Consider the following 25965-nt stretch of genomic DNA (forward strand, 5'->3'; position numbering starts at 1 on the left):
CATGTTACTGTTCTGAACAATCCCCCGTTCCGGCCGGAAGGAAGCCGATGGACTGCCTGGTAGAGCGGCGAGGGCACGTTCTGGTCGTGACCATGAACCGCCCGGAGGCACGCAACGCGTTGTCCACGGAAATGATGGCCATCATGCGCACAGCATGGGACGAGGTGGACAAGGACGACGCGATCAGAGCCTGCGTCCTGACCGGAGCAGGCGGAGCGTTCTGCGCGGGCGCGGACCTGAAAGCGATGACCGCCAGTCACCCGGGAGACAAGGCAGCGGACTGGGACCTCTCGGTGATCGAGCCGTTGTTGAAGGGCAGGCGGCTGACCAAACCGCTGATCGCGGCGGTCGAGGGCCCAGCGATAGCGGGTGGAACGGAGATCCTGCAGGCAACGGACATCAGAGTGGCGGGCGAGAGCGCGAAGTTCGGGGTGTCCGAGCCGAAGTGGGGCCTGTTCCCGCTGGGGGGATCAGCGGTCCGGCTGCCAAGGCAGATCCCGTACACAGTGGCCTGCGACCTCCTGCTGACAGGCAGGCACATCACCGCCGCGGAAGCACAGCGGATCGGCCTGATCGGTCACGTGGTCCCAGACGGTCAGGCGCTGGCGAAGGCACTGGAACTGGCCGAGCTGATCGCAGCCAACGGCCCACTGGCGGTACAGGCCATCCTCAGAACGATCAGGGAAACAGAAGCAATGCCCGAGAACGACGCGTTCAAGATCGACGCACGCCTGGGCATAGAAGTCTTCAAGAGCGCGGACGCGAAAGAAGGCCCCCGGGCCTTCGCGGAAAAGCGCAAACCGAACTTCCAAGGCCGCTGAGAAGCCACAACCCCACCCGCACACCCTGACGGCCCACAGCCAAACGCGCCACACAGGGTGGCAGCTCGCGCGCCCACACAACACACCCCAACCCAAGCAACCGGGCGACAGCCAACCCCGAGCGGCGAGCGCGCAAGCGCAGAAGGGGACTTCGGGGGGTGCTCCTGCCCAGAGGTCAGCCCCCGGCGAGGGAAAAGCTCGTTCCGTGCAGAAAGAGAAGAAACTAAGCCAGATAAAGAGCCCGAATCCGACGCTTGTAAAGCTTCCCGTTGGGATCACGAGGCAACTCGTCGACGTAATCAATACTACGAGGCAACTTGAACTTGGCCAACCTGCCCCGCGCGTACTCCAGAAGCTCGGCGGTCAAAGCGTCATCCGGCGCGACCCCCGGCGCGGGCTGCACGACGGCCTTGATCTCCTCTCCCCAATCCTCGTGAGGCAAGCCGAAAACGGCGATGTCGGCGACCTTGGGGTGGACAGCGAGCTCCCCCTCGATCTCCGCGGGGTAGATGTTCACGCCACCCGAGATGATCATGTCGGCTTTGCGGTCGTGCAGGTAGAGATAGCCGTCGGAGTCGAGGTGCCCGACGTCTCCCAGCGTGAACAAGTCACCGACACGCGCGGCGAGCGTCTTGGCCTTGTCCTTGTGGTATTCGAAGGTCGACGCACCCATCTTCATGTACACGAGGCCGGGTTCGTCAACGGGCATGTCGTTGCCGTCGTCGTCCAGCACGCGCACGACTGAGCCCGGCCAGGCTTTGCCGACCGAGCCGGGCTTGCGCAGCCATTCCTCGGCGGAGATCGACGTCCCGCCGCCTTCCGTTGCCGCGTAGTACTCCACGACCACCGGACCCCACCAGTCGAGCATTCGGCGTTTCGTCTCCAGTGGACACGGAGCCGCGCCGTGGATCATCACGCGCAGCGAAGAGACGTCGTAACGAGACCGCACTTCCTCCGGCAGGGCCAGCAGGCGGTGGAACTGCGTCGGCACCATGTGGCTGTGGGTCACCTTGTGCTCTTGGATCAGCCGCAGCATCTCCTCGGGATCCCACTTCTCCATCAGCACGACCGTGTGTCCCATTTGGATCGAGATGCCCGCGAAGTTCAGCACTGCCGTGTGGTACAGCGGTGATCCGCAGATGTGCACGTGGTCGTCGAACGGCGCTATGCCGAAGATCCCGAAGAACCACATCGACGCGGGCGGCACGTCGTCCGGGTCCGCGCCGGTCAACGGGCGCCGCACGCCTTTCGGCCTGCCGGTCGTTCCGGACGTGTAGACCATCGGCGCGCCTGCCGTGCGGTCCGACGGCCGCCCTCGGCCCGCCGAGGCGCCGAGGGATGCCAACGGCGTGAAGCCGGGGATCTCGCCGACCGAGAACTTCGCGCCGACCTTCCCGCCCGCCTCGATCGCCATGTCGGTGAACCGCGAGTGCGCCACGAACACCTTGGCTCCGCTGTCCTCGATGATGTACGCGACCTCCGGGCCGACCAGGTGCCAGTTGACCGGCACCACGTACAGACCTGTTTGCAGCACGGCGAAGTACAGCGCGAGCAGGTCCGCCGAGTTGGGCAGCGCCATCACGACTGTGTCGCCCCGCGTGAGTCCGAGGGCTTGCAGACCGCGGCTGTAGCGGTCGGCTCTTGCCGCGAGCTCCTGGTAGGTCACGACAGCGCCGTCCGGGTCGACGACAGCCGGGTGATCGGGCAGGTCAACGGCGATGTTCCAGAGCCCTGTCGCGGTCATACCCGCAAACTTAGAACGTGTTACAGGTCAATACAAGGCCTATCCAGTGACTGTTTGCCAGCTTGACGATAACGTGTTTCACTTCTTTGGTGACCTCGCTCAGCGCGCCGCTCAACGTCGAGTTCGACTACACCCGGTCACTCGGTCCGGTCCTCGGCAGGTTCATCACCGGCCTGCGCGACCGCCGGATCGAGGGCATTCGCGGCGACGACGGCCGCGTGCACGTACCTCCTGTCGAGTACGACCCGGTCACCGCGCGGAAACTCACCGAGTGGGTGGAAGTCGCCGCCGCGGGCACGGTCAGAACGTGGACGTGGGTGTCCGAACCCGACGAAGGTCAGCCGCTGACGCGCCCGTTCGCCTGGGCCCTGATCCAGCTCGACGGCGCGGACACCTCGATGTTGCACGCGGTCGACGTCCCCAGCCCCGACGACATCCGCACCGGGATGCGTGTCCGGGTCCGTTGGGCGGCGGACCCCGTCGGCAGCATGCACGACATCGCCTGCTTCGAACCCGGTGAAGCCGTCGAAGCACAAGCGGGGCAGGGTGAAGCCGTCACGATGGTGACCACGCCCGTCCGGCTCGCCTACACGCACTCCGCGTCCGCCGAGGAGACCCGGTACCTCGACGGCCTGCGAGAAGGGCGCCTGCTAGGACAGCGCTGCCCGGTGTGCCGGAAGGTCTACATCCCGCCGCGTGGCGCGTGCCCGACCGACGGTGTGCCCACAGTGGACGAAGTCGAGCTGCCGGATCACGGCACCGTCACCACGTTCTGCATCGTCAACGTCCCGTTCCTCGGCCAGCGCATCGCACCGCCGTACGTCGCCGCCTACGTCCTCCTCGACGGTGCCGACATCGCTTTCCAGCACCTCATCCTCGGCTGTGACGCCTCATCGGTGCGGATGGGCATGCGGGTCGAGGCAGTCTGGCGCCCCCGCGAGGAATGGCAGCAGTCGCTGGCCAACATCGACCACTTCGAGCCGAGCGGTGAACCTGACGCGCCGTTCGAGACCTACTCCCAGCACCTGTGAGGCACCGGTGAGAGATGTCGCCGTAGTCGGCTTCGCCCAGGCACCGGCCGTACGCGAGACGCACGGCACGACCAACGGCGTCGAAATGCTCGTCCCGGTCTTCCACGAAGTGCTCGGCGCACTCGGCCTGACCAAGTCGGACATCGGCTTCTGGTGCTCCGGATCGTCCGACTACGTCGCCGGCCGCGCGTTCTCGTTCATCGCCGCGGTCGACGCGATCGGCGCGTTCCCGCCGATCAACGAGTCGCACGTCGAGGCGGACGCGGCGTGGGCGTGCTACGAGGCGTGGGTGAAGATCCAGACCGGCGAGGTGGACGTCGCCCTGGTGTACGGGTTCGGCAAGTCGTCGGCGGGCAAGTTGCGCCGCGTGATGACCATGCAGCTCGACCCGTACACCGTCGCTCCACTGTGGCCGGACTCGCTCAGCGTCGCGGGCCTGCAGGCACGAGCGGGCCTCGACCGGGGCGCGTGGACCGAACAGCAGATGGCCGAAGTCGCGGCCCGCAGCCGCGCGGACGCAAAATCGAACCCGCGGGCGCAGGTCAAGGGTGACGTCAGCGTCGAGGACCTGCTCGCGCGGCCGTATCTGGCGGATCCGTTGCGCAGACACGACTGCGCGCCGATCACCGACGGCGCCGCCGCGCTCGTGCTCGCCGCCGGTGACCGGGCGCGGGAACTGGCCGAACGTCCGGCGTGGATCACGGGCATCGCGCACCGCGTCGACTCGGCGAACCTGGGCGGACGGGACCTGACCGCGTCGCCGTCCACGGCGGGAGCCGCCAAGGCCGCTGGCCTCGACCACAAGGTGGACGTCGCCGAACTGCACGCGCCGTTCACGCACCAGGAACTGGTGCTCCGCGGCGCACTCGGGCTCAACGGCAGCAGGATCAACCCGTCGGGCGGGGCGTTGTGCGGCAATCCGATGTTCTCGGCGGGGTTGATCCGGATCGGCGAAGCGGCCAGGCAGATCAGCAGCGGGCAAGCCGACCGTGCCCTGGCGCACGCGACCAGCGGGCCCGCCCTGCAACACAACCTCGTGTGCCTGATGGAGGGACGGGACTGATGGCCGGACAGCTGGCAGCGGTGATCGGGACCGGGCAGACCGACCACACCGCGAAGCGCCTGGACGTGTCGATGGGCGGGTTGTGCCGTGAGGCGATCGACCGTGCGCTGGCCGACGCGAACGTCGACTGGCCCGACATCGACGCGGTCGTGCTGGGCAAGGCGCCGGACATGTTCGAGGGCGTGATGATGCCCGAACTGTTCCTCGCCGACGCGCTCGGCGCGGTCGGCAAACCGTTGCTGCGGGTGCACACCGCTGGGTCGGTCGGCGGGTCGACGGCGAACGTGGCCGCGACGCTGGTGCAGAGCGGGGTGCACCGCCGGGTGCTCGCGGTGGCGTTCGAGAAGCAGTCCGAGTCGAACGCCATGTGGGCGTTGTCCATCCCCACACCGTTCACCATGCCGGTGCACGCGGGCGCGGGCGGCTACTTCGCTCCGCACGTGCGCTCGTACATCCGCCGGGCAGGCGCACCGGAGCACATCGGCGCGATGGTCGCCGCGAAGGACCGGCGCAATGGCGCGCTGAACCCCCACGCGCACCTCAAGCAACCCGACATCACCGTCGAATCGGTCCGGGCGTCGAAGATGCTGTGGGACCCGATCCGCTACGACGAGACGTGCCCGTCGTCGGACGGCGCCTGCGCGGTGGTCATCGCCGACGAGAAGACCGCCGGGCCGGGCGCCGCGTGGATCACCGCGACCGCCATGCGCACCGAGCCGACCACGTTCGCGGGCCGCGACCAGGTGAACCCGCGGGCGGGCAGGGACGCGGCCGCCGCGCTGTGGAAGCAGGCGGGCATCGACGACCCGCTCACCCAGGTCGACGCGGCCGAGATCTACGTCCCGTTCTCCTGGTTCGAACCGATGTGGCTGGAGAACCTCGGGTTCACCGGGATCGGTGACGGCTGGAAGCTCACCGAGGCGGGCGAGACCGAGATCGGCGGCCAGTTGCCGGTCAACCCGTCGGGCGGGGTGCTGTCGTCCAACCCGATCGGGGCATCCGGGATGATCCGGTTCGCCGAGGCCGCCATGCAGGTGATGGGGCGTGCCGGGGCGCACCAGGTGCCCGGCGCAAGGGTCGCTCTGGGTCACGCTTACGGCGGGGGTTCGCAATACTTCGCGATGTGGACAGTGAGCGCGAACAAGCCGAGCTGACTCGGACAGTGCTGGTCACCGGCGGGACCGGAGGCCTGGGAACGGCGGTGACCGCCCGGTTCCTGCACGCCGGGTGGCGTGTCGTGGTGCCGTGGATCGCACCGGGAGAGCTCCCCCGGTTGCCCCGGCACGCCATGCTCGACCTGACCGAGACGGACCTGTTCGACGACCAGGCCGTGGCCGCGTGCGTGGAACTCGCGGCCAGCCGTGCCGACGCACCGCTCGCGGCCGTGGTCAACCTGGTCGGCGGGTTCCACAAAGCAGGCCGGGTGCACGAGACACCAGTGGACGAGTTCACGGCACAACTGCGCCTCAACCTGCGCCCCACCTACCTGGCGTGCCACCACAGCCTGCCCCACATGCTCAAGACCGGCGGTGCGATCGTGTGCGTGTCCAGCCGGGCGGCGCTGCGCCCGTTCGCCGGCGCGTCGGGTTACATCACCGCGAAGGCGGGCGTGCTCGCGCTGGTGGACGCCCTCGCGGTGGAGTACAAGTCGGAAGGCATCCGCGTGAACGCGGTGCTGCCGAGCACCGTCGACACCCCGGTGAACAGGGCGAGCATGCCGGACGCGGACCACACCCGCTGGGTGCGCCCGGAGAAGATCGCCGAGGTGATCCACTTCCTGTGCGGTGACGACGCCAGCGCGATCACCGGGACCCACCTGGACGTCCCCGGCCGGGTCTGACCCCTCGCGGCTCCACCGGCCCGACGAGGGATCACACGTAGGTGACCTGGAACTCCTTGAACCCGTTCAGCCAGCCCGACCGCAGCCGAACCGGGTCGGCCGCCTTCGCGATGTTCGGCATGTGCTCGGCGATCGCGTTGAACATCAGGTCGATCTCCAGGCGGGCCAGGTTCGCGCCGATGCAGTAGTGCGCGCCCGTTCCGCCGAACCCCAGGTGCGGGTTGGGGTCACGGCCGATGTCGAACGTGTACGGGTCGTCGAACACCTCGGCGTCGAAGTTCGCCGAGCTGTAGTACAGCCCGACCCGTTGCCCCGCCTTGATCTCCATACCGCCCAGTTCGGTGTCCACTTTGGCCGTTCGCTGGAACACCATCACCGGCGTCGCCCAGCGGACGATCTCGTCGGCGGCGGTGGCCGGGCGTTCGGCCTTGAACCGCTCCCACTGCTCGGGGTTCTCCAGGAACGCGTACATGCCGTGGGTGATCGCGTTGCGCGTGGTCTCGTTGCCCGCCACCGCGAGCAGCAGGACGAAGAAGCCGAACTCCTCGGAACTGAGGTTCTCGCCGTCGATGTTGGCGTTGACCAGAGTGGTCACGATGTCGTGCGCCGGGCAGCGTTTGCGTTCCTCGGCCATGTTCCACGAATAGCCGAGCAGTTCCGCGGACGCCAGTTCCGGCTGGGACGCTTCCGGGTCGTCGTAGGAGATCATCCGGTTGGACCAGTCGAACAGCTTGTGCCGGTCGTCCTGCGGAACACCGAGGAGTTCCGCGATGGCCTGCAGGGGAAGTTCGCACGCGACATCCAGGACGAAGTCGCCGGTTCCTTCCGTGGCAGCGGTTTTCACGATCCGCTCGGCGCGGTCGGCCAGCGCGTCGCGGAGGCTGTTGATCGCGCGGGGCGTGAAGCCGCGCTGGATGATCGCGCGCACCTTGGTGTGCTGCGGCGGATCCATGTTCAGCATGATCAGCCGCTGCGCCTCGATCTTCTCCCTGGTGATGTCGGGGCCGAAGCGGATGATCGCGGTGTTCTCGCTGCTGGAGTAGACATCCGAGTTGCGGGACACCTCTTTGACGTCGCTGTGCCTGCTGACCACCCAGTACCCGTCGTCGTCGAACCCGCAGTCCCGCTGGGGGGTGCTGTTCCACCAGACCGGGGCCGACTGGCGCAGTTCGGCGAACTCCTGGTGCGGTAGCCGCGTGGCGTAAACGTCGGGATCGGTGAAGTCGAAGCCTTCGGGGATCCTGGGTTCGGCCACGTCTGCCTCCTGGAGAGTCGTCCCCCACTACGGCGTGGAACACGTTCTATGGCCGATTAGAGCATACACCGTTAACTCAACGAAAGACCTGGCACGGCATCAGTCTTGCTGATGACGAGAACGTGTTCTACTTTTGACATCGATGAATTCGTCGGGAGGAGCTCGCCGTGGGCAGTGCGGTGATCGTGGAAGCGGTCAGGACACCGATCGGGAAGCGCGGAGGTTGGCTGGCCGGGCTGCACGCGGCCGAACTGCTCGGCGCGGCGCAGCGCGCGGTGGTCGACCGCGCCGGGATCGATCCGGTGTCGGTAGAACAGGTCGCCGGCGGCTGCGTCACCCAAGCGGGTGAGCAGTCGAACAACATCACCCGCACGGGTTGGTTGCACGCCGGACTGCCCCACTCAACGGGGTGCATGACCATCGACTGCCAATGCGGTTCGGCGCAACAGTCGATCCACCTGATCACCGGCCTCATCGCGGCCGGCGCGATCGACGTCGGCATCGGGTGCGGTGTCGAAGCGATGAGCCGCGTGCCACTGCGCTCGAACCTCGGCGTGGACGTGGGCAAACCACGCCCCGACGACTGGGACATCGACCTGCCCAACCAGTACGAGGCGGCCGAACGCATCGCCGCCCGGCGCGGCTTCGGCCGCCGCGACGTGGACGAGTTCGGCGTGTGGTCGCAGGCGAAAGCCCGAAACGCCTGGGATCGCGGGCACTTCACCGCCGAAGTGGTGCCGGTCGTCGGCGTCAGCCAGGACCAAGGGCCGCGTGACACGTCCCTGGAAGGACTCTCCGGTCTGAAGCCGGTCCTGGAAGGCGGCCTGCACACGGCAGGCACGTCCTCGCAGATCTCCGACGGCGCCGCGGCCGTCCTGTTGATGAACGAGGACCGCGCCCGCGCCCTGGGCCTGCGCCCACGTGCGCGGATCGTCGCGCAGGCGCTCGTCGGCGCTGAGCCGTATTACCACCTGGACGGTCCCGTGCAGGCGACCGCCCGCGTCCTCGAGCGCAGCGGAATGAAGATCGGCGACCTGGACCTGTTCGAGGTCAACGAAGCCTTCGCATCCGTAGTGATGTCCTGGACGAGTGTGCACGGCCCGGACACCGACCGCGTGAACGTCAACGGCGGCGCGATCGCGCTCGGCCACCCCGTCGGAAGCACCGGAGCCCGCCTGATCACCACAGCGTTGCACGCGCTCGAGCGCCGCGACGAGACGTGCGCGCTCATCGCGATGTGCGCGGGCGGCGCGCTCGCCACCGCCACAATCATCGAGCGCCTCTAAAACAACCTCGTGAGTGGTTAGTCCGGTTAGAACCGGACTAACCACTCACGAGGGAAAAGTGTCGGTGCGGTGTGCAAATGTCGGGTTCATGCCTACCAACACGCGATGGTCCGTGCCTGAGCACCACAGGGTCGAGTGGGAACGATTCGTCCGTGACCAGTGCGGTGTCTTCTCCACCCAACAACTTCACGCCTTCGGGCATGACCGCCACTCCATCGCGGCCAACACGATCGCCGGACGGTGGCGTCAAGTCCTGCGCGGTGTCTACGCCACATTCACCGGTGAACTGCCACGTGCGGCTCGACTGTCCGCCGCGCTTCTGTATGGAGGTCCCTACGCCGTGCTGAGCCACTCCACGGCCGCGGAGGAATGGGGCATGATTCCCATCAGAGAAGGCCCAGTGGAGGTCACTGTTCCGTACAACTGTTCCGCGATCTCACAACGTCCTTTCGTGATCGTGCACCGCTCCAGGGCGTTGAACTACTCCGCTCGGGACTACCACCCGCCACGCACGAGCCAGGTCGACACGATCATCGACCTGGCAACCGCGCAGGCCACTCCAGAGGAGGCCGTCGACACTGTCATCGACCTCGTCGGACGTACCGGCGTGACCGCAGCGAAGTTGCAATCGGTGCTTGAACTGCGAAAGGCATACCGCTACAGGCGGGCGTTGGACAAGGCTGTCCAGCTCATCACGGGTGGCCTGATGTCCGTTCTCGAGACTGAGTACCTCCAGAAGGTCGAGCTGGCACACGGGATTCCACCGGCTGATCGCCAGATGCCGTTCTCCGTGGACGACCGTGTGCTCTGGGAAGACGCCACCTATGACAGCCTGGGAGTCCCCTTGACAGTCCGCTTGGACGGTCGCGCACACCATTCAACCCCAGGCATCGCGTTCCGCGACCGGCGACGCGACAACGCAGCCGAGCTGGCAGGGCGCGCACGTCTCGTCTACGGCTGGCACGAAGTTCACAAGGACCCGTGCGGGGTGGCGAGCGAAATACTGACAGTGCTTCGCCGAGCAGGCTGGCGCGGCGGCACGCCATGTTCCCGCTGCTCAAAGCTTGTGAGCGGTTTGGCCGGTTAGAACCGGACTAAACACTCACGAGGTTCCGTAGACTGGTAGCGGCGGGTTCGCCTGCGCCATAAGGCCCTTGACCACGGGCGTGAGCTCCGCAGGCGACCACCGCGCTGACTTGGTGGCGGTGGGGCCGGGGCGCCAGCCCTCGGTGAGGCAGATCCGTCCGCCGTCCACTTCGAACACCCGGCCGGTGACGTCACGGGATTCGGCGCTGCCCAGCCATACCACCAGTGGCGAGACGTTCTCCGGCGCCATCGCGTCGAAGCCGCCGTCGGGTGCGGCCATGGTCGACGCGAACGTCTGCTCGGTCATCCGGGTCCGGGCGGCGGGCGCGATCGCGTTCACGGTCACGCCGTACCGAGCCAGTTCCGCCGACGCCACCAAGGTCAACCCGACGATGCCCGCCTTGGCCGCGCTGTAGTTCCCCTGTCCCACGCTGCCGAGCAGGCCCGCGCCGGAGCTGGTGTTGATCACGCGCGCGTCCGGGAGCGTGCCGGACTTGGCTGCCGCACGCCAATGCGCAGCCGCGTGGTGCACGGTGGCGAAGTGCCCCTTGAGGTGCACGCGGACGACCGCGTCCCATTCCTCCTCAGCCATGGTCACCAGCATCCGGTCGCGCAGGAAGCCCGCGTTGTTCACCAGGACGTCGAGTCGGCCAAACGTTTGCACGGCCGTTTCGACGAGCCGTGCGGCGCCGTCCCACGAGGCCACGTCGTCGGTGTTCGCGACCGCGGAACCACCCGCTGCCTCGATCTCGGCGACCACGTCGTCGGCAGGCCCCGAGGAAGCGCCGGAACCGTCGAGGCCGACGCCGTAGTCGTTCACGACGACGTGCCCGCCCTCAGCCGCGAACGCCAAAGCATGCGCTCGGCCGATTCCCCGCGCCGCCCCGGTGACGATGACAACGCGGCCAGAACAGAGCTTGCTCAAGGCGTCTCCCTCTTGAAGTAGACGGGAAGTTCACCCCCGCCGTGCACGAGCAGCGTCGCACCGGTGACGTAGGAAGCCAGCGGAGAGGCCAGGAACACGGCGCACGCGCCCACCTCGGACGGCTCGGCCAACCGTCCCAAGGGGACAGCGGCGGCAGCGTCGGTCAGGACGTCGGCGAACGCCTCTTCGGTGATCTCGGTGCGGACCATGCCCACGCCGAGCGAGTTCACCCGGACCTTCGGCGCCCACTCCGCAGCCAGACTTGCCGCCGAGTTGTTCACGCCTGCCTTGGCTGCGCCATACGCAACAGACTGCGGAGCGGGACGGGATCCGTTGATACTGCTGATCATCACGATCGACCCGCCGCTGTCCTGCTGCTGCATGACGGTGTTCGCGCGCTGCGAGACCAGCAGTGGTGCCAGCAGGTTGAGCCGGATGACTGCCTCGTGGAACCGGGGCGAGGCCGCGGAGGTGTCGGCGACGGGCGCGCCGCCCGCGTTGTTGACCAACACGTCCAACCGCCCGTAGCGGTCGACGATCGTCGCGACCATGGCGTCGATCTGCTCGACGTCCCGGATGTCGCACACGAGGAAGTCCGCGACTGGCTCATCCGGTTGCGTGCGGCCGCAGATGACCACGGTCGCGCCGGCGGACTGGAATGCCCGCGTGACACCGAGTCCGACTCCGCGCGCACCACCGGTCACCAGTACCACCGAGCCGTCGAGCGCGAGTTCCACTCCTGACTCCTTCTCATGGGCACCCGGTCCTGATAAGTTACCAAGCAATCGCTAGGTTAGGAAGAAGGGTCCATGGGGATCACCAGCAACCGGGCGGGCCCCGGCGTCACCCAGGTCACCATCGACTTCCCGCCGGTGAACGCACCGCCGGTCCAGGGCTGGTTCGACCTCGCGTCAGCGATCACCGCGGCGGGCGACGACCCGGAAACCCGTGTGGTGATCCTGCGCGCCGAGGGCAAGGGCTTCTGCGCGGGCGTGGACATCAAGGAAATGCAACGCGCCACGGGCCATGACGCGTTGATCGGCGCCAACCGCGGCTGCGCGGCGGCGTTCGGGGCGGTCTACGACTGCGCGGTACCGGTGATCGCCGCCGTGCAGGGCTTCTGCCTCGGCGGCGGCATCGGCCTGGTCGGCAACAGCGACATCGTGATCGCCGCGCAGGACGCCTACTTCGGACTGCCTGAAGTGGACAGAGGCGCGCTCGGCGCGGCCACGCACCTGGCCAGGCTGGTCCCCCAGCACCTGATGCGAACCCTGTACTACACCGCGCGGAACATCGACGCGGCCCAGTTGCACCACCACGGATCGGTCTACGAGGTCGTGTCACGCGACAAGCTCGACAAAGCCGCACGCGCTCTGGCCGACGAGATCGCCGCCAAGGACACCAGGGTGATCCGGCGGGCCAAAGAGGCGATCAACGGGATCGACCCGCAGCCCGTGCACCGCAGTTACCGCTACGAGCAGGGCTTCACGTTCGAACTGAACCTGACCGGCGCCTCGGACGAGGCACGCGACGCTTTCATCAACGGAGCGAAGAATGCGTGACAAGCGGATGACGCCGTCCGACGTGGTGGCGGAACTGTCCGACGGGATGACCATCGGCATCGGCGGCTGGGGGTCGCGGCGCAAACCCATGGCGCTCGTCCGTGCGATCCTGGACTCCCCGCTCAAGGACCTGACGATCGTGTCCTACGGCGGCCCGGACGTCGGATTGCTGGTCGCGGCGGGCAAAGTCCGCAAGCTGGTGTTCGGTTTCGTCTCGCTCGACACCGTCGCGTACGACCCGCACTTCCAGAAGGCCAGGCAGGCGGGCGATCTGGACGTGACCGAGCTGGACGAAGGCATGTTCCAGTGTGGACTGATCGCCGCCGGGCACCGGTTGCCGTTCCTGCCGATCCGCGCCGGACTCGGCTCGGACGTGATGCGGACCAACCCGGAGCTGCGCACAGTGCGGTCGCCGTACGACGATGAAGAACTCGTCGCGATGCCCGCGCTGCACCTCGATGTCGCCCTGGTGCACATGAACCGCGCCGACCAGCACGGCAACGCCCAGTACCTCGGTCCCGATCCGTACTTCGACGACCTGTTCTGCCTGGCCGCCAACCGCCGGTACGTCTCGTGCGAACAGGTCGTGGACACGTTCGACGGTGCGGTACAGACCTTGCTGCTGAACAGGATGATGGTCGACGGCGTGGTGGAGACGCCCAACGGCGCGCACTTCACCAGCTGCGCGCCGGACTACTCCCGTGACGAGAAGTTCCAGCGGCTCTACGCCGAGGCGGACTGGGATTGCTTCGCCGACCGGTTCCTGTCCGGCGGCGAACGCGGCTACCAGGAGGCGGTGCGGTCATGGCAGTGACACGAGCCGAGGTGTGCGTCGCGGCGTGCGCGGACCTGTTCGCTGGCGACGGCGAGATCCTGGCCAGTCCCATGGGTTTCGTCCCCGGCCTCGGCGCGAGACTGGCCCGGCTGACCAGCGAACCGGACCTGCTGCTGTCCGACGGCGAGGCGTACCTGCTGACCGCGGACGGCGAGCTCGAGGGCTGGATGCCGTACCGCAAGGTCTTCGACGTGGTCGCGCACGGCACCAGGCACGTGGTCATGGGCGCGAACCAGCTCGACAGGTTCGGCAACCAGAACATCTCCGCGATCGGCGACCACGGCAAGCCGACCAGGCAGTTGCTCGGGTTCCGCGGCGCGCCCGGCAACACGGTGAACAACAAGACCAGCTACTGGATTCCCCGGCACAGCAAGCGGGTCCTGGTCGACGCGGTGGATGTGGTGTCGGGCGTCGGCTACGACAAGCAAGCCGGGCCGTTCCACAACATCCACCGCGTGGTCACGAACCTCGCGGTGTTCGACTTCGACACGCCCGACCGCAGTATGCGGATCGTGTCCGTGCATCCCGGGGTCGACGTCCAGGAAGTACACGACCAGACTGGATTCGAGCTGCCGCGCGATGAGCCCGCTGTCACGCGGGAGCCGACCGAGCACGAGCTCGACCTGATCAGGACGGTACTGGACCCGGACAGCAAACGGGATCGCGAGGTACGCGTGTGAAGACCGCTCTCACGCGACTGGTCGGCGTCGAACACCCGGTGGTGCAGACGGGAATGGGCTGGGTCGCCGGGCCGAGACTGGTCGCGGCGAGCGCGGCGGCTGGCGGGCTCGGCATCCTCGCGTCGGCCACGATGACCTACGAGGAACTCGAAAGAGCCATCAAGGAAACCAAAAGCCGCACGGACAAGCCGTTCGGCGTGAACCTCAGATCGGACGCGGTCGACGCGGACGACCGGATCGACCTGCTGATCAGGGAGCGGATCCGCGTCGCGTCCTTCGCGCGGGCACCGAAAGCGGACCTGATCAAGAAGCTGAAGGACGCCGGAACGCTGGTGATCCCGTCGGTCGGCGCGGTCAGGCACGCCGAGAAAGTCGCCGCGTGGGGCGCCGACGCGGTGATCGCCCAGGGCGGCGAAGCAGGCGGCCACACCGGTTCCGTCGCGAGCACGCTGCTGATTCCGTCCGTTGTGGACGCGGTGGACATCCCGGTCATCGCCGCCGGGGGCTTCTTCGACGGCCGTGGCCTGGCCGCCGCACTGTCCTACGGCGCGGCGGGAATCGCGATGGGAACACGGTTCCTGCTGACCGAGGAAAGCACAGTGCCCGACGAGGTCAAGCAGCTCTACCTGAGCAAAGGCTTGGACGGTACGGTCGTGACCACACGCGTCGACGGCGTGCCGCATCGAGTGCTGAGAACCGAACTCGTCGAGAGACTGGAGAAATCCGGGCGGTTCAGCGGCTTCCTGCACGCCGTGGCCAACGCGGCGAGGTTCAAGAAGCTCAGCGGCCTGTCGTGGTCGTCGATGGCCCGCGAGGGCTGGTCGATGCGCCGGGACACACCGCTCGCGCAGGTGATCATGGCGGCGAACACGCCCGTGCTGCTGCGCGCGGGCCTGGTCGAAGGGCGCACGGACGCGGGCGTGCTCGCCGCGGGGCAGGTCGTCGGCCGCCTGGACGACCTGCCCGCGTGCGCCGACGTGATCAGGAAAACCGTTGCCGAGGCTGAGCAGGTCCTAGCCGAACTCGGGCAGGCGAGCCTCGTACAGCCACGCGGTGAATAGGTCGCCGAGCGGGCGCGGCGAATGCCGCTGGGCGTGCTGTGTGAAGTCCTCGATGGACACCGAGCCGTGCCGGTTCTGCGTGGTCCATTCCCGCAGCATCGCGAAGAAAGCCGCATCGCCGAGCCGTAACCGCAAGGCGTGCACGGCAAGCGCGCCGCGCTGGTACAGCAGGTCGTCGAACATCCGATCGACACCGGGGTCGGCGAGCACGAGATCCTGCGGCAGCTTCGCGACCCTGGACCACGTCGCCCTGGCCAGCGCATCGGCCGACTGACCACCGGAAGCCTGCGACCACAACCATTCCGAGTACGCGGCGAAACCCTCGTTGAGCCAGATCTGCCGCCAGTCCACGATAGACACGCTGTTGCCGAACCACTGGTGCGCCAGTTCGTGCGCCACCAGGCGTTCGTAGCCGCGGCGGCCGTCGACGTGGTTGGCACCGAAGATCGACATCCCCTGCGCCTCGATCGGGATGTCCAGATCGTCGTCGGTCACCACGACGGTGTACGCGCTGAACGGGTACGGCCCGAACATGCGCTCGAACGCGATCATCATGTCGGTCTGCCGACCGAAGTCGTGCGCGTAACCCTCCATGAGGCGCATCGGGTACGCGGCACGCATCGGCACGCGTTCGTCGGCGCGCTCGAAGTACTCGTACCGTCCGATCTGGATCGTGGCGAGATATGTCGCCATCGGTTCGAGCTGCAGGTACACCCACGTGGTGGTGGACGCGGACACCCGGCCGTCGATCAGGTCGCCGTTCGCGACCACGCGGTACGGCGACCCAGTCGTCACCGAGATCCGATATGCCGCTTTGTCACTCGGGCGGTCGTTGCACGGGAACCACGACGGCGCACCGACCGGCTGGCTGGCCACCAGCACGCCGTCCTCGAGGTGGTCCCAGCCGAGTTCGCCCCAGTGCCTGGTGCGGATCGGCTCGGGGTTGCCGACGTACCGGACCTCGACCGTGAACTGCCGCCCGGCGGGGACCTTCGCCTGCACGGCCAGCTTGTGCGCCCGGTGGGCGAAGCGGGCCGGCTTGCCGTCGACCGTGACCCGGTTGACCCGGAACACGCCGAGGTCCAACGTGAACCGGGTAAGCGCGGTGTTCGCCACCGCCGTGATCTTCGCTCTACCGGACAATCTGCCCGCGCCGACCCGGTAGTCCAGCTCCAGGTCGTAGTGCTCGACGTGATAGCTCGGGTCGCCGTGCGTTGGCAGGTACGGGTCGATCACGACCTGACAGTAGGCCACGCGGAGATCGGATTGCCAAGCCACCTGGTGTCGGCAGGAACACCTTCACCGCGCATGACGAGCGAAGCCGGGCCGATCGTGGTGCGCGCGCCGACCTTGGCGCCCGGCAGGATGATGCCGTGCGGGCCGAGGGTCGAGCCGTCGTCCATGAAGACCTCGGACATGCTCATGATCCGGTCGTGGAACAGGTGCGTCTGCAGCACGCAGCCCCGGTTGACGCTGACACCGTCGCCCAGCGACACCAGATCCGCCTCGGGCAGCCAGTACGTGTCGAGGTAGACGCCCTTGCCGATCTTCGCGCCCATGGTGCGCAGCCAGCCGGTGATCAGCGGGGTGCCGGTGGCCGACGTGACCAGCCACGGCCCGGCGAGCACCTCGACGAACGTGTCCGCCAGCTCGTTGCGCCAGACGAACGAGCTCCACAACGGATGCTCGACCGCGCGGAACCGCCCGACCAGCAACCACTTCGCAGCCGTCGTCACCGCACACGCGACCAACCCGGCGCCGAACAGCACGCCACCGGACAACAGCGCGGCGATCGCCCAGCCGAACTGCAGGACGAGCCCGTTGAACGCGGCCAGCGCGAGCACGGCCAACGCGACGCCGGCCATCACCGGGATGACACGGCACAACTCGACCAACGCGCGTGCGAGCACGAGTCGCTTGGCAGGCGAGAACGTCCGGCTGTCATCTCCCTCGGCGACGGTCCGCCGCAGTTTCATCGGCGGCATACCCAGCCACGACGAACCCGCCTTCGCGCGCTTCGGCGTCGCGGACAGCACACCCACCAGACCGCCGTTCGGGACGGCGCGGCCCGGCGCGGTCATCCCCGAGTTGCCGAGGAACGCCCGCTTGCCGACACGCGCCTCACCGATGCGCACCCAGCCACCGGCCAGTTCGTACGTCGCGACCATGGTGTCGTCAGCGAGGAAGGCGCCGTCGCCGATGGTGGTCATCTTCGGGATGGCCAGCACGGTCGACGCCTCGACGCGACGGCCGACCTTCGCGCCGAGCAGCCGCAGCCACACCGGCGTGAACAAGCTGGCGTACATCGGGAACAGCAGGATGCGGGACAGGTCCATCAGCCGCTCGGTCGCCCACGCCTGCCAGCCGATCCGGCTGTGCACCGGGTGGTGCCCGGCGCGCAGCCCGACACCGAGCAACCGCACGGACACGAGGATCAACGCGGCGAAGCTGCCCATCGCGGCGAGCGTCGCCAGCGGCACGGCCAGCAGGGCGCTCGACAGGCCACCGTCGACGAACGCCGACAGCACCAGCAGGCCCGGCACCGCGCCGAGCACGGGGTACATACCCATGATCAGCGACGTGATGCCGTACGCGATGACCCAGCGAAGTTTGCGCGGCGCACGCGCCGACGGCCACGACCGTCCGGGCTTGCCGGACTTCACCGCGGGAGCACCGGCCCAACGCTGGCCGGGACGGACCGCGCCCATCACAGCCGAGCCGGGGGCGACCTCGGCGCGCTTGCCGACGCGGGCACCCGGGAACAGCGTGCTGCGGGCGCCGATCACGGCACCGGCACCGATCCGGATCTTGCCGATGTGCAGGCGGTCGCCGTCCATCCAGTAGCCGCTCAGGTCGACCTCGGGCTCCACCGCGCTCGCCTTGCCGAGCTTGAGCATCCCGGTCACCGGCGGCACCGAGTGCAGGTCGGCGCCACGGCCGATCTTGGCACCGAGCGCGCGGGCGTAGTACGTGATCCACGGCGCGCCGGACAGGTTCGAAACGCCGGTCAACGCGGCGATCCGCTCAGCCGTCCACAGTCGCAGGTGGACGCTGCCGCCGCGCTTGTACTTGCCCGGCTTGAGGCCGCGCAGCAGCAACCGCGCGCTACCGGCGGCGATACCGAGGCGGCCGAGCGGGCTGACGAACAGCAACCAGCCGAGCCCGACCCACCACCACGAGATCGTCGGCGCCCAGGAGAACGAGAAGATGTTGTTGATCGCGGCGAGCGCGACGAGCCAGCGCGCGCCGACGAGCGTCAGCAGCGGCGCCATCACCGCGGTCGTCGCCACGGAGAAGCCACGTGGTGTCGGTTCGACAGTCCGGCTCGTGGTGGTCGCGACGCCCAGCTCGTCCAGGCGCTTGGCCATCTGGCCGAGCTTGGAGTGCTGGTAGACGTCACTGACCGACAGGCCCGGGTACTGCTGCCGGACGAGGGAGACGAGCTGCGCCGCACCGAGGCTGCTGCCGCCGCGGGCGAAGAAGTCCTCGTCCAGCTTGTCCACGCCGATGCCGAGGATCTCGGTCCACTGTTCGGCCAGCCAGCCCGCCGTGCCCGACAACCCGGTCTTGACGGTCTTCAGCGGCCACGGCAGCGCGTTGCGGTCGACCTTGCCGGAGGTGCGCGTCGGCAGCGTGCCGACGACCGCCAGCAACGGCACCAGGGCCGCGGGCAGGGCCGCCCTGAGCCGCTCCAGCGCATCGGCCTGGTCGAACTCCTCGGCCACGACGTAGCCGACGAGCACCTGGTTACCGGCCTTGGTCTTGCGTACGGCAGCGGCGGCGCCGGCCACACCGGGCAGCGCCTGCAGCGCCGCGTCGACCTCGCCGAGCTCGATCCGGCGGCCACCGAGCTTGACCTGCTCGTCGGCGCGGCCGACGAACAGCAGGCCTTCCGGCTCGGCTTTGACCAGGTCACCGCTGCGGTACGCGCGCTCCCAGCCGAGCGGCTCCAGCGGCGCGAACTTCGCCGCGTCCTTCTCGTGGTCCAGGTAGCGGGCCAGGCCGACGCCACCGATCACGAGCTCGCCGATCTCACCCATCGGCACGGGCTGCCCCTGCTGGTCGACCACAGCGAGGTCCCAGCCGTCCAGCGGCAGGCCGATGCGGACCGGGCCTTCGCCGGTCAGCTGCGCGGCGCACGCGACGACGGTGGCCTCGGTCGGGCCGTAGGTGTTCCACACCTCGCGGCCTTCGACGGCCAGGCGTTCGGCCAGCTCAGGCGGGCACGCCTCGCCACCGAAGATGAGCAGCCGGACCTCGTCGAGCGCCTCGACGGGCCACAACGCGGCGAGCGTCGGCACCGTCGACACGACGGTGATCTCGCGCTCCAACAACCACGGGCCCAGGTCCATGCCGGTACGGACAAGCGCGCGAGGAGCAGGCACGAGGCACGCCCCGTGCCGCCACGCGAGCCACATCTCTTCGCACGAGGCGTCGAACGCGACCGACAGACCGGCGAGGACACGGTCCGCCGGCCCGATTGGCTCCTCTTGCAGGAACAGCCGGGCCTCGGCGTCGACGAACGCCGCTGCGCTGCGGTGGCTGACCGCGACGCCCTTCGGCGTGCCGGTCGAGCCGGAGGTGAAGATGATCCAGGCGTCGTCGTGCGGTCCGGGGCCCGTGCCGCAGCGCATGGGCGGGCCCAGCGGCCGGATCTCGCCCTGTGACCCGATGACGGCGCAGACCTTCGCCTCGGCCCAGACCAGTTCGGCGCGTTCATCGGGGTCGTCGGCGTCGACGGGGACGTAAGCGGCACCGACCGCGAGCACGGCGAGGATCGCCAGGTAGAGCTCGGCGGTCCCGGACTCGACGCGGATGCCGACGCGGTCGCCGACGCCGATGCCCTCGGCCGCGAGGATGTCGCGCCGGGCTTCGACCTCGATCATGAGCTGGCGGTAGGTGAGCACTGCCGTGCCGTCGTCGAGCGCGGCCGCGTTGGGGTGCTGACGTGCGGTAGCTGTGAGGACGTCCACGAGGGTGCGCTCGGGTGGCGTGGAACCGCCCGAGTACAGGATTGAGGGGTTCTCAACCGTTCCGGAATCGAGCAGCAGCTGACTTTCGTCCAGGACGGTCAATCGAACTCCTGACGTCAAGGGGTAGGCCGACCGAGAAGCATAACGAATCGATGAACTCCCTGCGTACAGATGTGGGCGCTATCTCCAGCGTGTCGCGCGGACATCGGATCCCACTCTTCCGGATCTAGACAGAACCGGGCCGAACACGGTGTCATGTTGGTGGTTGTTGTTTGATTCTGTTGGACATTCAACGGTGAGGTCCGATGACTCTTCGACGCGTGACAATCCTGTCGGGGGCATCCCTGCTGTTCGCCGCCTGTTTGGCCGTGCCGCGGGCGTCCGCCGCCGTCACTCCGGGTGACGGACTCGCCATGACACCGCCCATGGGGTTCAACAACTGGAACTCGACCCACTGCCGGGCCGAGTTCGACGAGGCGATGGTCAAGGGCATCGCCGACATCTTCGTCAGCAAAGGCCTCAAGGACGCCGGCTACCAGTACGTCAACCTGGACGACTGCTGGGCGCTGCCGCAGCGCGGCCCCGACGGCAACCTCGTCGCCGACCCGGTGCGGTTCCCGAACGGCATCAAGCACGTCGCCGACTACGTGCACAGCAAAGGACTGAGGTTCGGCATCTACACCAGCGCGGGCACGAAGACCTGCAGCGACATCGGGTTCCCCGGCGGGCTCGGCCACGAGCAGCAGGACGCCGACCTGTTCGCGTCCTTCGGCGTGGACTACCTGAAGTACGACAACTGCAACAACCAGGGCGTGGACGCCAAGAAGCGGTACATCACCATGCGGGACGCCCTGCGCCGCACCGGCCGTCCGATTGTGTACTCCCTCTGCGAGTGGGGCGAGAACAAACCGTGGGAGTGGGCGTCGGACGTCGGGCACCTATGGCGCACGACAGGCGACATCACCGACACGTACAGCAGCATGCTCGCCATCGCCAAGCACAACTGGACGCTGTCCGCCCACGCCAAGCCCGGCAACTGGAACGACCCGGACATGCTCGAAGTCGGCAACGGCGGCATGACCGACACCGAGTACCGGTCGCACTTCGGCCTGTGGGCGATCATGGCCGCTCCCCTGCTGATCGGCTCCGACCTGCGCAAAGCCACCCCGCAGACGCTGGAGATCATCGGCAACCGCGAGATCATCGCGGTCGACCAGGACCCGCTCGGGGTGCAGGGCAAGCCGATCAAATCCGGGAACGGCCTGCACGTGCTGGTGAAACCGCTGCACAACGGCGACAAGGCGGTGCTGCTGTTCAACGAGGGCGAGCAGGCGAGCCGCATCTCGACGTCCGCCGCCGAGGTCGGGCTGCCGCGCGCCAACGGCTACAAGGTCCGTGACCTGTGGCAACACGCCGACCGGCACACCGCCGACGTCATCTCCGCGACGGTCCCAGCCCCACGGCAGCGCGATGTTCCGCGTGAGCACGGACCGGCACTGGGCCGCGTACCCACCCGCGGTCGAAACCAGCGCCGACACCGCCGCGGCCTATCCCGGAGCGACGCCGATCGTCCGCCCCGGCAAAGACACCACGGTCACCACAGCAGCCACCAACCACGGCCGCAGCCCCGCGATCCGTGTCGCCGCCGCGCTCACCGCACCCACCGGGTGGACTGTCCACGCCGACACACCGTCGACAGCGGTCGCGTTGCGCACGGGCGACTCCCTGAACACCAAGTGGACAGTGCGGGCCCCGGCCACAGCGAAGACCGGGCACTATTCGTTACAGGTCAAGGTGAACTACCAGTCCGGCGTGGACGCCTCGTACACACTGGACGTGGTGGTGCCGCCCGCGCCGCCGAGCACAGGCTTCCTCTCGGACTTCACGTGGCTGCGCGCCACCAGCGGCTGGGGCCCGGTGGAACTCGACACCAGCAACGGCGACACGGGCCCAGGTGACGGGCCACCGATCGTCATCGGCGGGGTGAAGTACGCCAAGGGCCTCGGCGCGCACGCACCCAGCGTCATCGAGTACTACACCGACAGCCGGTGCACCTCGGTGACCGCCGACGTCGGCATCGACGACGGACAAGGCACCAACGGCACCGGGACGTTCGAGATCTGGGCCGACGGGCGCAAAGTCACCGACAGCGCAACCGTCACCAACCAGATGCCCGCCAAGGCGCTCTCGGCCGACGTCACCGGGGCCACCTTCGTCCGGCTGGTCACCACCGACGCCGGGGACAACAAGAACTACGACCACACCGACTGGGGCAACGCGCGGATCACCTGCTCGTAGCGGCCAGTCACGTGGCCCGGCCGGGCACCCGGTCCTCTACGCTTGGCCTCCACCTGAGGGGATCGGAGCTCGTTGTGGTGAATGTCGTCAAACCACGCCATGTCCTGTGCGCCATCGGATCGGGGCTCGACTTCGGAGCCGTCGAAGAGGTCGTGCGCCAAGCCGGCGGGCTGGGATTCACGGTGGACCGCGAGTACAGCGAGCACGAGGCAGACCCGCGGATGGCAGACGCGTTCAAGGCCTGCATGGCGGAGGCGAGCTTCACCGACGCCGACTGGGCCGCTGTGGCCGAACACGACTCCGTGACCTACGTGCTGTCGCCTCCGATGACAGCGGAGACGTCCGTCGACGTGTCCCAGCGTGTCCTCGCTGTGGTGGATGCGTTGCTGCGCAACGGAGTCACGGCAGTGAAGAACGAAAGCAACGGACTCGCGCACGGCCGTGACCATTGGCTCACACTCGCGGGCCAGCTGGCGGGCGCCGACGAGGACTTCGCGAAGATCCTGCTGCACAGCGCGTTCGTCAAACGGCTGATCTCGGACGGCAGCCTCTGTTACACCTGCGGCATGCACCTGCTCGGAGTCCCGGAGGTCGAAATCGACACCGCTGGTGTCGCCGGAACACCGGACGAGCGCGCCGACCTCGCCGACGGCCTGGCCATCTACCTGTTGACCGAGGAACGCGCAGGCCGGATCCAGGACGGCGAAGGTTTCCGGCTCAGCGCGGAATCCCCGCGCTGGCTCATGCACAGCTACCCGTGCGACCGCTACGAAGACGACGACTTCTTCCACAACCCGTACGGCGCATGGCGGCTGACACCCGCGAACTGACAACGAAACAGCGGCAGGCCACCGGGTTCGGTGGCCTGCCGCTGTCGTCATCCGAGGGTCAGCGGCGGCGTTCCTTGTTGGCACGCGCCGAGTTGGTGCAGACCTCGCCGACATCGACGGTCTGCCCGCGGTCGGCGAACACGTCGGCGATGCCGACGAGCTTGCCGTTGCGGTTGGTGCAGGTGAGGGTGTAGGCCTCACGGGTGCCGTAGGTCGGCGGGACCGGCGAGGAGAACTCGACCCTGCCGTTGGCCCAGTCGTCCGGGCTGGCCGGGTCGACCTGGTCGTAGTTGACCATCACCGCGGTGTAGTTGCCGGGCGGCGGGTCGAACAAGGTCGCCTTCTCCGAGTTCGTGCCACCGGACGCCGACGACGTGACCAGCTCACCGGCCGCGTTGTAGACGTACAGATCCCAGTCGGTCTGCGGCGACGTCCACTGCACGACCACGTCGAACCGGCCGTTGTCCACCTCGGGCAGGCCCTTGACGGTGAACGGAATGCTCTCCGAAACCGGGCTGCCCGGGTAGTCGGTGTTCTCCGCCGGCACACCCACCGGGTTCGTCAACGGCACCGTCGTCTGCTTCGGCCCCTGCGGCTCGCGGCCGTACCGGCCCGCCACGTACGGACGGGTCGACGGGTTGACCGACCACGCGAACCGCCCGCCGGTCGACGAGTACGTCGAGTCGAGCGTGTCGGTGACGTAGATCGGCGGCTTGGTCGAGCCGTCCGGCTGCAGCACCGGCGAGGTCGGCGTCTGGAACGTCTTGTGCAGCTTGAGCTGGTGGCCGCGCGGCGCCGAACCGATCAGCGTCGAGTGCGCGGCGGGGTCGGCCGCGCTGCCGAGCATGTCGAGGAACGCCGCACGGTTGCCGCCCTTGCCCGCACCGGCGGCCGGTGCCGTGCCGGTGTACTCGGCCACGACCGCGTTCTGGTAGGCCGGGTGGAACCCGGCGGTGTTGATCTCGAACGTGTAGCCGAGACCGCCCGTGGTCCAGAACGACCAGTCCTCGGTCGTGCCAGTGGTGTCGTACAGGCCCCAGCTCGGGATGCTCCGGTAGCCGTTGCGGGACGCCATCTTGTCACCGAGCGCCTTGAGCACCGGCTCGTCCAGCGGCGCACGGGTGTCGGCGACGCCCGGCGGGCGCAGGATCAGGTTGCCGTAGGTGTGCAGCGTGATCAGGTTGGTGACCTGGCGCTTGGACACGAGGTCGCGGATGTTGCGGGTCTCCGGCTCGGAGAACGGTCCCGCACCGCGGAACGTCTCGCCGTTCCAGCTCGTGCTGGCGCCGTTGCCGCCCCAGAAGGTGGCGTAGTTGCGGTTCGGGTCGGTACCCCGGTCCTTGCCCGCCGGGTTGGCCTTGCAGATGCCGGTGCGGAACTGCGGCGGCGAGTCGGCGGTCTGGCAGTTCTTGCGCTTCATCTCGTAGTCGAACCGGGAGAAGTCGCCCTTGGGCTCGGCTTCGCGGGAGATCGAGAAACCGTCCACGTTGACCACCGGCACGACGATGTTGCGGGTCTTGCCGACCAGCCCCTTGATCGCCGGATCCCGCTGGTAGCCGTTGACCAGCTCGTACGCCCACTCGATGGTGTGCTCGCTGGCCGGCCACTCACGCGCGTGGTGCACACCCACGGTGACGTTGACCGGCTTGCCGTCGGCGGCGTTGGTCACGTCGGTGGCGATCTCCAGGCCGGTGACGTCCCGGCCCTCGACCGAGGCGTGGTTCAGGGTGAACGCCCGCACCAGCTTGGGGTTGCGGCGCGCCAGCTCCTTCATCTCGTACTCGTACTCGTACAAGTGGCGGTAGCTGGTGCGGCCGGACGGCAGGCCTGACGCCTGCGTCTTGGCGGCGTACTCCCGGTCCTTGGCCGCGTCGTCCCGCGCGGTCCTCGACAGGTCCGCGTCGACCGTCGTCGACCGCAGACCGCTCTCCCGCAACGTCTTGCGGTCGGCGTCGTCGGCGAGGACGACCTCGACACCGGTGTCGTCACCCTTCTCGGTGACGTCGAGACCGAGGCTGAGAAGCTTGCTCTTGTCCGTGCGCGACGGTGTCTCGACGCGCACGACCTCCGCCCGCTGCGGCTGCTGCGGTGACCCGGTCGGAGTGCCCTGCGGGGTCAGTGCGAGGAAGTCGATGCCGAGGTTGACCGACCGCGCCGAACCGGAGTACCGGCAGCCCTGCACGACCAGCTGCTGCCCCTTCTTGACGAAGCTCTCGGCGAGTTCCCTGCTGCGCAACGCGGCAGCCGCGGCGACGACCTTGCCGGTCGCCTTGTCGAAGACGGCGAGGTCCCAGTCCCCCTCCGCGCCGTCCCGCGGCGCGAGCCGGGCCTGGATCAGCCCGTCGACTGTCGAAGTGACCTCGCGCTGGTCGATCCCCTGTGCCCGCCGCGACTGGACCGCCGTGTGACAGGCCCGGTTGGCCGAAGAGTCGGCTCGTAGCACGTTGTCCGCCGCGGTCGCGGACGGAACTGTGACACCGAAGACCACCAACCCGGCGGCCCCCAGAGCGATCCCCGTCCGTAACGCCAACGGGGATCTGTGTCCTGACCCCATAGGTTCGCACCCCATCTCACTCCACCCAGCTAACCGGCCGACCTTAAGTCACCGGCCACGTCGTCGGCGGGGGCCGAAAGTAGGCACTACCGACGGTGGCGGAACGCCGCACCGATAGAGT

20 protein-coding genes and 2 pseudogenes are annotated in these 25965 nt (G+C 68.1%); 15 read left to right on the top strand and 7 right to left on the bottom strand.

The window, feature by feature from the left end; translation table 11 throughout:
• Positions 1–47 precede the first annotated feature (47 nt).
• Positions 48–821, top strand: a complete 774-nt coding sequence (locus AOZ06_RS42490) for a crotonase/enoyl-CoA hydratase family protein (RefSeq protein ID WP_054294536.1) — start codon at positions 48–50, stop codon at positions 819–821.
• Between the two features lie 223 nt (positions 822–1044).
• Here the strand turns inward: AOZ06_RS42490 and AOZ06_RS42495 are convergent, their stop codons facing one another.
• Positions 1045–2565 (bottom strand): acyl-CoA synthetase, encoded by a 1521-nt coding sequence (locus AOZ06_RS42495; RefSeq protein WP_054294537.1) that lies wholly within the window; start codon positions 2563–2565, stop codon positions 1045–1047.
• 89 nt (positions 2566–2654) lie between these two features.
• On the opposite strand from AOZ06_RS42495, the gene AOZ06_RS42500 reads away from it, so the two are divergent.
• The 4 genes from AOZ06_RS42500 to AOZ06_RS42515 are packed head-to-tail and all read left to right on the top strand — an operon-like array spanning position 2655 to position 6499.
• Positions 2655–3596 carry a Zn-ribbon domain-containing OB-fold protein gene (locus tag AOZ06_RS42500; RefSeq protein WP_417999917.1) on the top strand — a complete coding sequence of 314 codons (942 nt, stop codon included), beginning with the start codon at positions 2655–2657 and terminating at the stop codon, positions 3594–3596.
• 7 nt (positions 3597–3603) lie between these two features.
• Positions 3604–4659 (top strand): thiolase domain-containing protein, encoded by a 1056-nt coding sequence (locus AOZ06_RS42505; RefSeq protein WP_054294539.1) that lies wholly within the window; start codon positions 3604–3606, stop codon positions 4657–4659.
• A complete protein-coding gene (locus AOZ06_RS42510; RefSeq protein WP_054294540.1) occupies positions 4659–5813 on the top strand; it encodes a thiolase domain-containing protein in 1155 nt (384 codons plus the stop codon). The genes AOZ06_RS42505 and AOZ06_RS42510 overlap by 1 nt, the downstream gene beginning before the upstream one ends.
• Complete coding sequence (locus AOZ06_RS42515; protein ID WP_236951917.1) at positions 5783–6499, top strand: SDR family oxidoreductase; 717 nt, start codon at positions 5783–5785, stop codon at positions 6497–6499. The genes AOZ06_RS42510 and AOZ06_RS42515 overlap by 31 nt, the downstream gene beginning before the upstream one ends.
• Positions 6500–6530: 31 nt before the next feature.
• Here the strand turns inward: AOZ06_RS42515 and AOZ06_RS42520 are convergent, their stop codons facing one another.
• The gene (locus AOZ06_RS42520; RefSeq protein ID WP_054294541.1) at positions 6531–7754 is read right to left on the bottom strand and encodes a cytochrome P450; all 1224 of its coding nucleotides are present in this window, start codon (positions 7752–7754) and stop codon (positions 6531–6533) included.
• 167 nt (positions 7755–7921) lie between these two features.
• Here AOZ06_RS42520 and AOZ06_RS42525 point away from each other — a divergent pair, with 167 nt between their 5' ends.
• The gene (locus AOZ06_RS42525) at positions 7922–9040 is read left to right on the top strand and encodes a steroid 3-ketoacyl-CoA thiolase (protein WP_054294542.1); all 1119 of its coding nucleotides are present in this window, start codon (positions 7922–7924) and stop codon (positions 9038–9040) included.
• A gap of 112 nt (positions 9041–9152) precedes the next feature.
• Positions 9153–10127: a hypothetical protein gene (locus AOZ06_RS42530; RefSeq protein ID WP_236951918.1), complete on the top strand. Its 975-nt coding sequence runs from the start codon at positions 9153–9155 to the stop codon at positions 10125–10127.
• A 15-nt stretch (positions 10128–10142) separates the two neighbouring features.
• On the opposite strand, the gene AOZ06_RS42535 is transcribed toward AOZ06_RS42530, so the two are convergent.
• Entirely contained in the window at positions 10143–11051 is a 909-nt protein-coding gene (locus tag AOZ06_RS42535) for an SDR family oxidoreductase (RefSeq protein WP_054294544.1), read from the bottom strand.
• Positions 11048–11788 (bottom strand): SDR family oxidoreductase, encoded by a 741-nt coding sequence (locus AOZ06_RS42540; RefSeq protein WP_054294545.1) that lies wholly within the window; start codon positions 11786–11788, stop codon positions 11048–11050. The genes AOZ06_RS42535 and AOZ06_RS42540 overlap by 4 nt, the downstream gene beginning before the upstream one ends.
• A gap of 72 nt (positions 11789–11860) precedes the next feature.
• Between AOZ06_RS42540 and AOZ06_RS42545 the strand changes: the two genes are divergently transcribed.
• The 4 genes from AOZ06_RS42545 to AOZ06_RS42560 are packed head-to-tail and all read left to right on the top strand — an operon-like array spanning position 11861 to position 15189.
• Positions 11861–12613, top strand: a complete 753-nt coding sequence (locus AOZ06_RS42545) for an enoyl-CoA hydratase family protein (protein ID WP_054294546.1) — start codon at positions 11861–11863, stop codon at positions 12611–12613.
• Positions 12606–13427: a CoA transferase subunit A gene (locus tag AOZ06_RS42550; protein WP_054294547.1), complete on the top strand. Its 822-nt coding sequence runs from the start codon at positions 12606–12608 to the stop codon at positions 13425–13427. The genes AOZ06_RS42545 and AOZ06_RS42550 overlap by 8 nt, the downstream gene beginning before the upstream one ends.
• Positions 13418–14128, top strand: coding sequence for a CoA-transferase subunit beta (locus AOZ06_RS42555; RefSeq protein ID WP_054294548.1), 711 nt, complete (start codon positions 13418–13420; stop codon positions 14126–14128). The genes AOZ06_RS42550 and AOZ06_RS42555 overlap by 10 nt, the downstream gene beginning before the upstream one ends.
• Entirely contained in the window at positions 14125–15189 is a 1065-nt protein-coding gene (locus AOZ06_RS42560; protein WP_054294549.1) for an NAD(P)H-dependent flavin oxidoreductase, read from the top strand. The genes AOZ06_RS42555 and AOZ06_RS42560 overlap by 4 nt, the downstream gene beginning before the upstream one ends.
• On the opposite strand, the gene AOZ06_RS42565 is transcribed toward AOZ06_RS42560, so the two are convergent.
• Together AOZ06_RS42565 and AOZ06_RS42570 are read right to left on the bottom strand one after the other, a co-directional pair.
• Positions 15142–16425, bottom strand: coding sequence for a M1 family metallopeptidase (locus AOZ06_RS42565; protein ID WP_083472854.1), 1284 nt, complete (start codon positions 16423–16425; stop codon positions 15142–15144). The two genes, AOZ06_RS42560 and AOZ06_RS42565, sit on opposite strands and share 48 nt — an antisense overlap.
• A complete protein-coding gene (locus tag AOZ06_RS42570; protein WP_054297335.1) occupies positions 16422–20255 on the bottom strand; it encodes a Pls/PosA family non-ribosomal peptide synthetase in 3834 nt (1277 codons plus the stop codon). The genes AOZ06_RS42565 and AOZ06_RS42570 overlap by 4 nt, the downstream gene beginning before the upstream one ends.
• A gap of 332 nt (positions 20256–20587) precedes the next feature.
• On the opposite strand from AOZ06_RS42570, the pseudogene AOZ06_RS60870 reads away from it, so the two are divergent.
• The 4 genes and pseudogenes from AOZ06_RS60870 to AOZ06_RS42580 form a co-directional block, all read left to right on the top strand.
• Positions 20588–21559 (top strand): annotated as a pseudogene (locus AOZ06_RS60870) (glycoside hydrolase family 27 protein); the annotation flags it as partial.
• 73 nt (positions 21560–21632) lie between these two features.
• Positions 21633–21908: pseudogene (locus AOZ06_RS60875) on the top strand (NEW3 domain-containing protein); the annotation flags it as partial.
• A 171-nt stretch (positions 21909–22079) separates the two neighbouring features.
• Positions 22080–22460, top strand: a complete 381-nt coding sequence (locus AOZ06_RS59400; protein WP_236952499.1) for an NPCBM/NEW2 domain-containing protein — start codon at positions 22080–22082, stop codon at positions 22458–22460.
• Between the two features lie 74 nt (positions 22461–22534).
• On the top strand, positions 22535–23290 hold the full coding sequence (locus tag AOZ06_RS42580) for a hypothetical protein (RefSeq protein ID WP_054294551.1): 756 nt from the start codon (positions 22535–22537) through the stop codon (positions 23288–23290).
• Between the two features lie 58 nt (positions 23291–23348).
• Here the strand turns inward: AOZ06_RS42580 and AOZ06_RS42585 are convergent, their stop codons facing one another.
• On the bottom strand, positions 23349–25844 hold the full coding sequence (locus AOZ06_RS42585) for a M14 family zinc carboxypeptidase (RefSeq protein WP_157233547.1): 2496 nt from the start codon (positions 25842–25844) through the stop codon (positions 23349–23351).
• Positions 25845–25965: the final 121 nt, after the last annotated feature.

Origin of the sequence: Kibdelosporangium phytohabitans (assembly GCF_001302585.1) — a bacterium.
GTDB classification, from domain to species: Bacteria; Actinomycetota; Actinomycetes; order Mycobacteriales; family Pseudonocardiaceae; genus Kibdelosporangium; species Kibdelosporangium phytohabitans.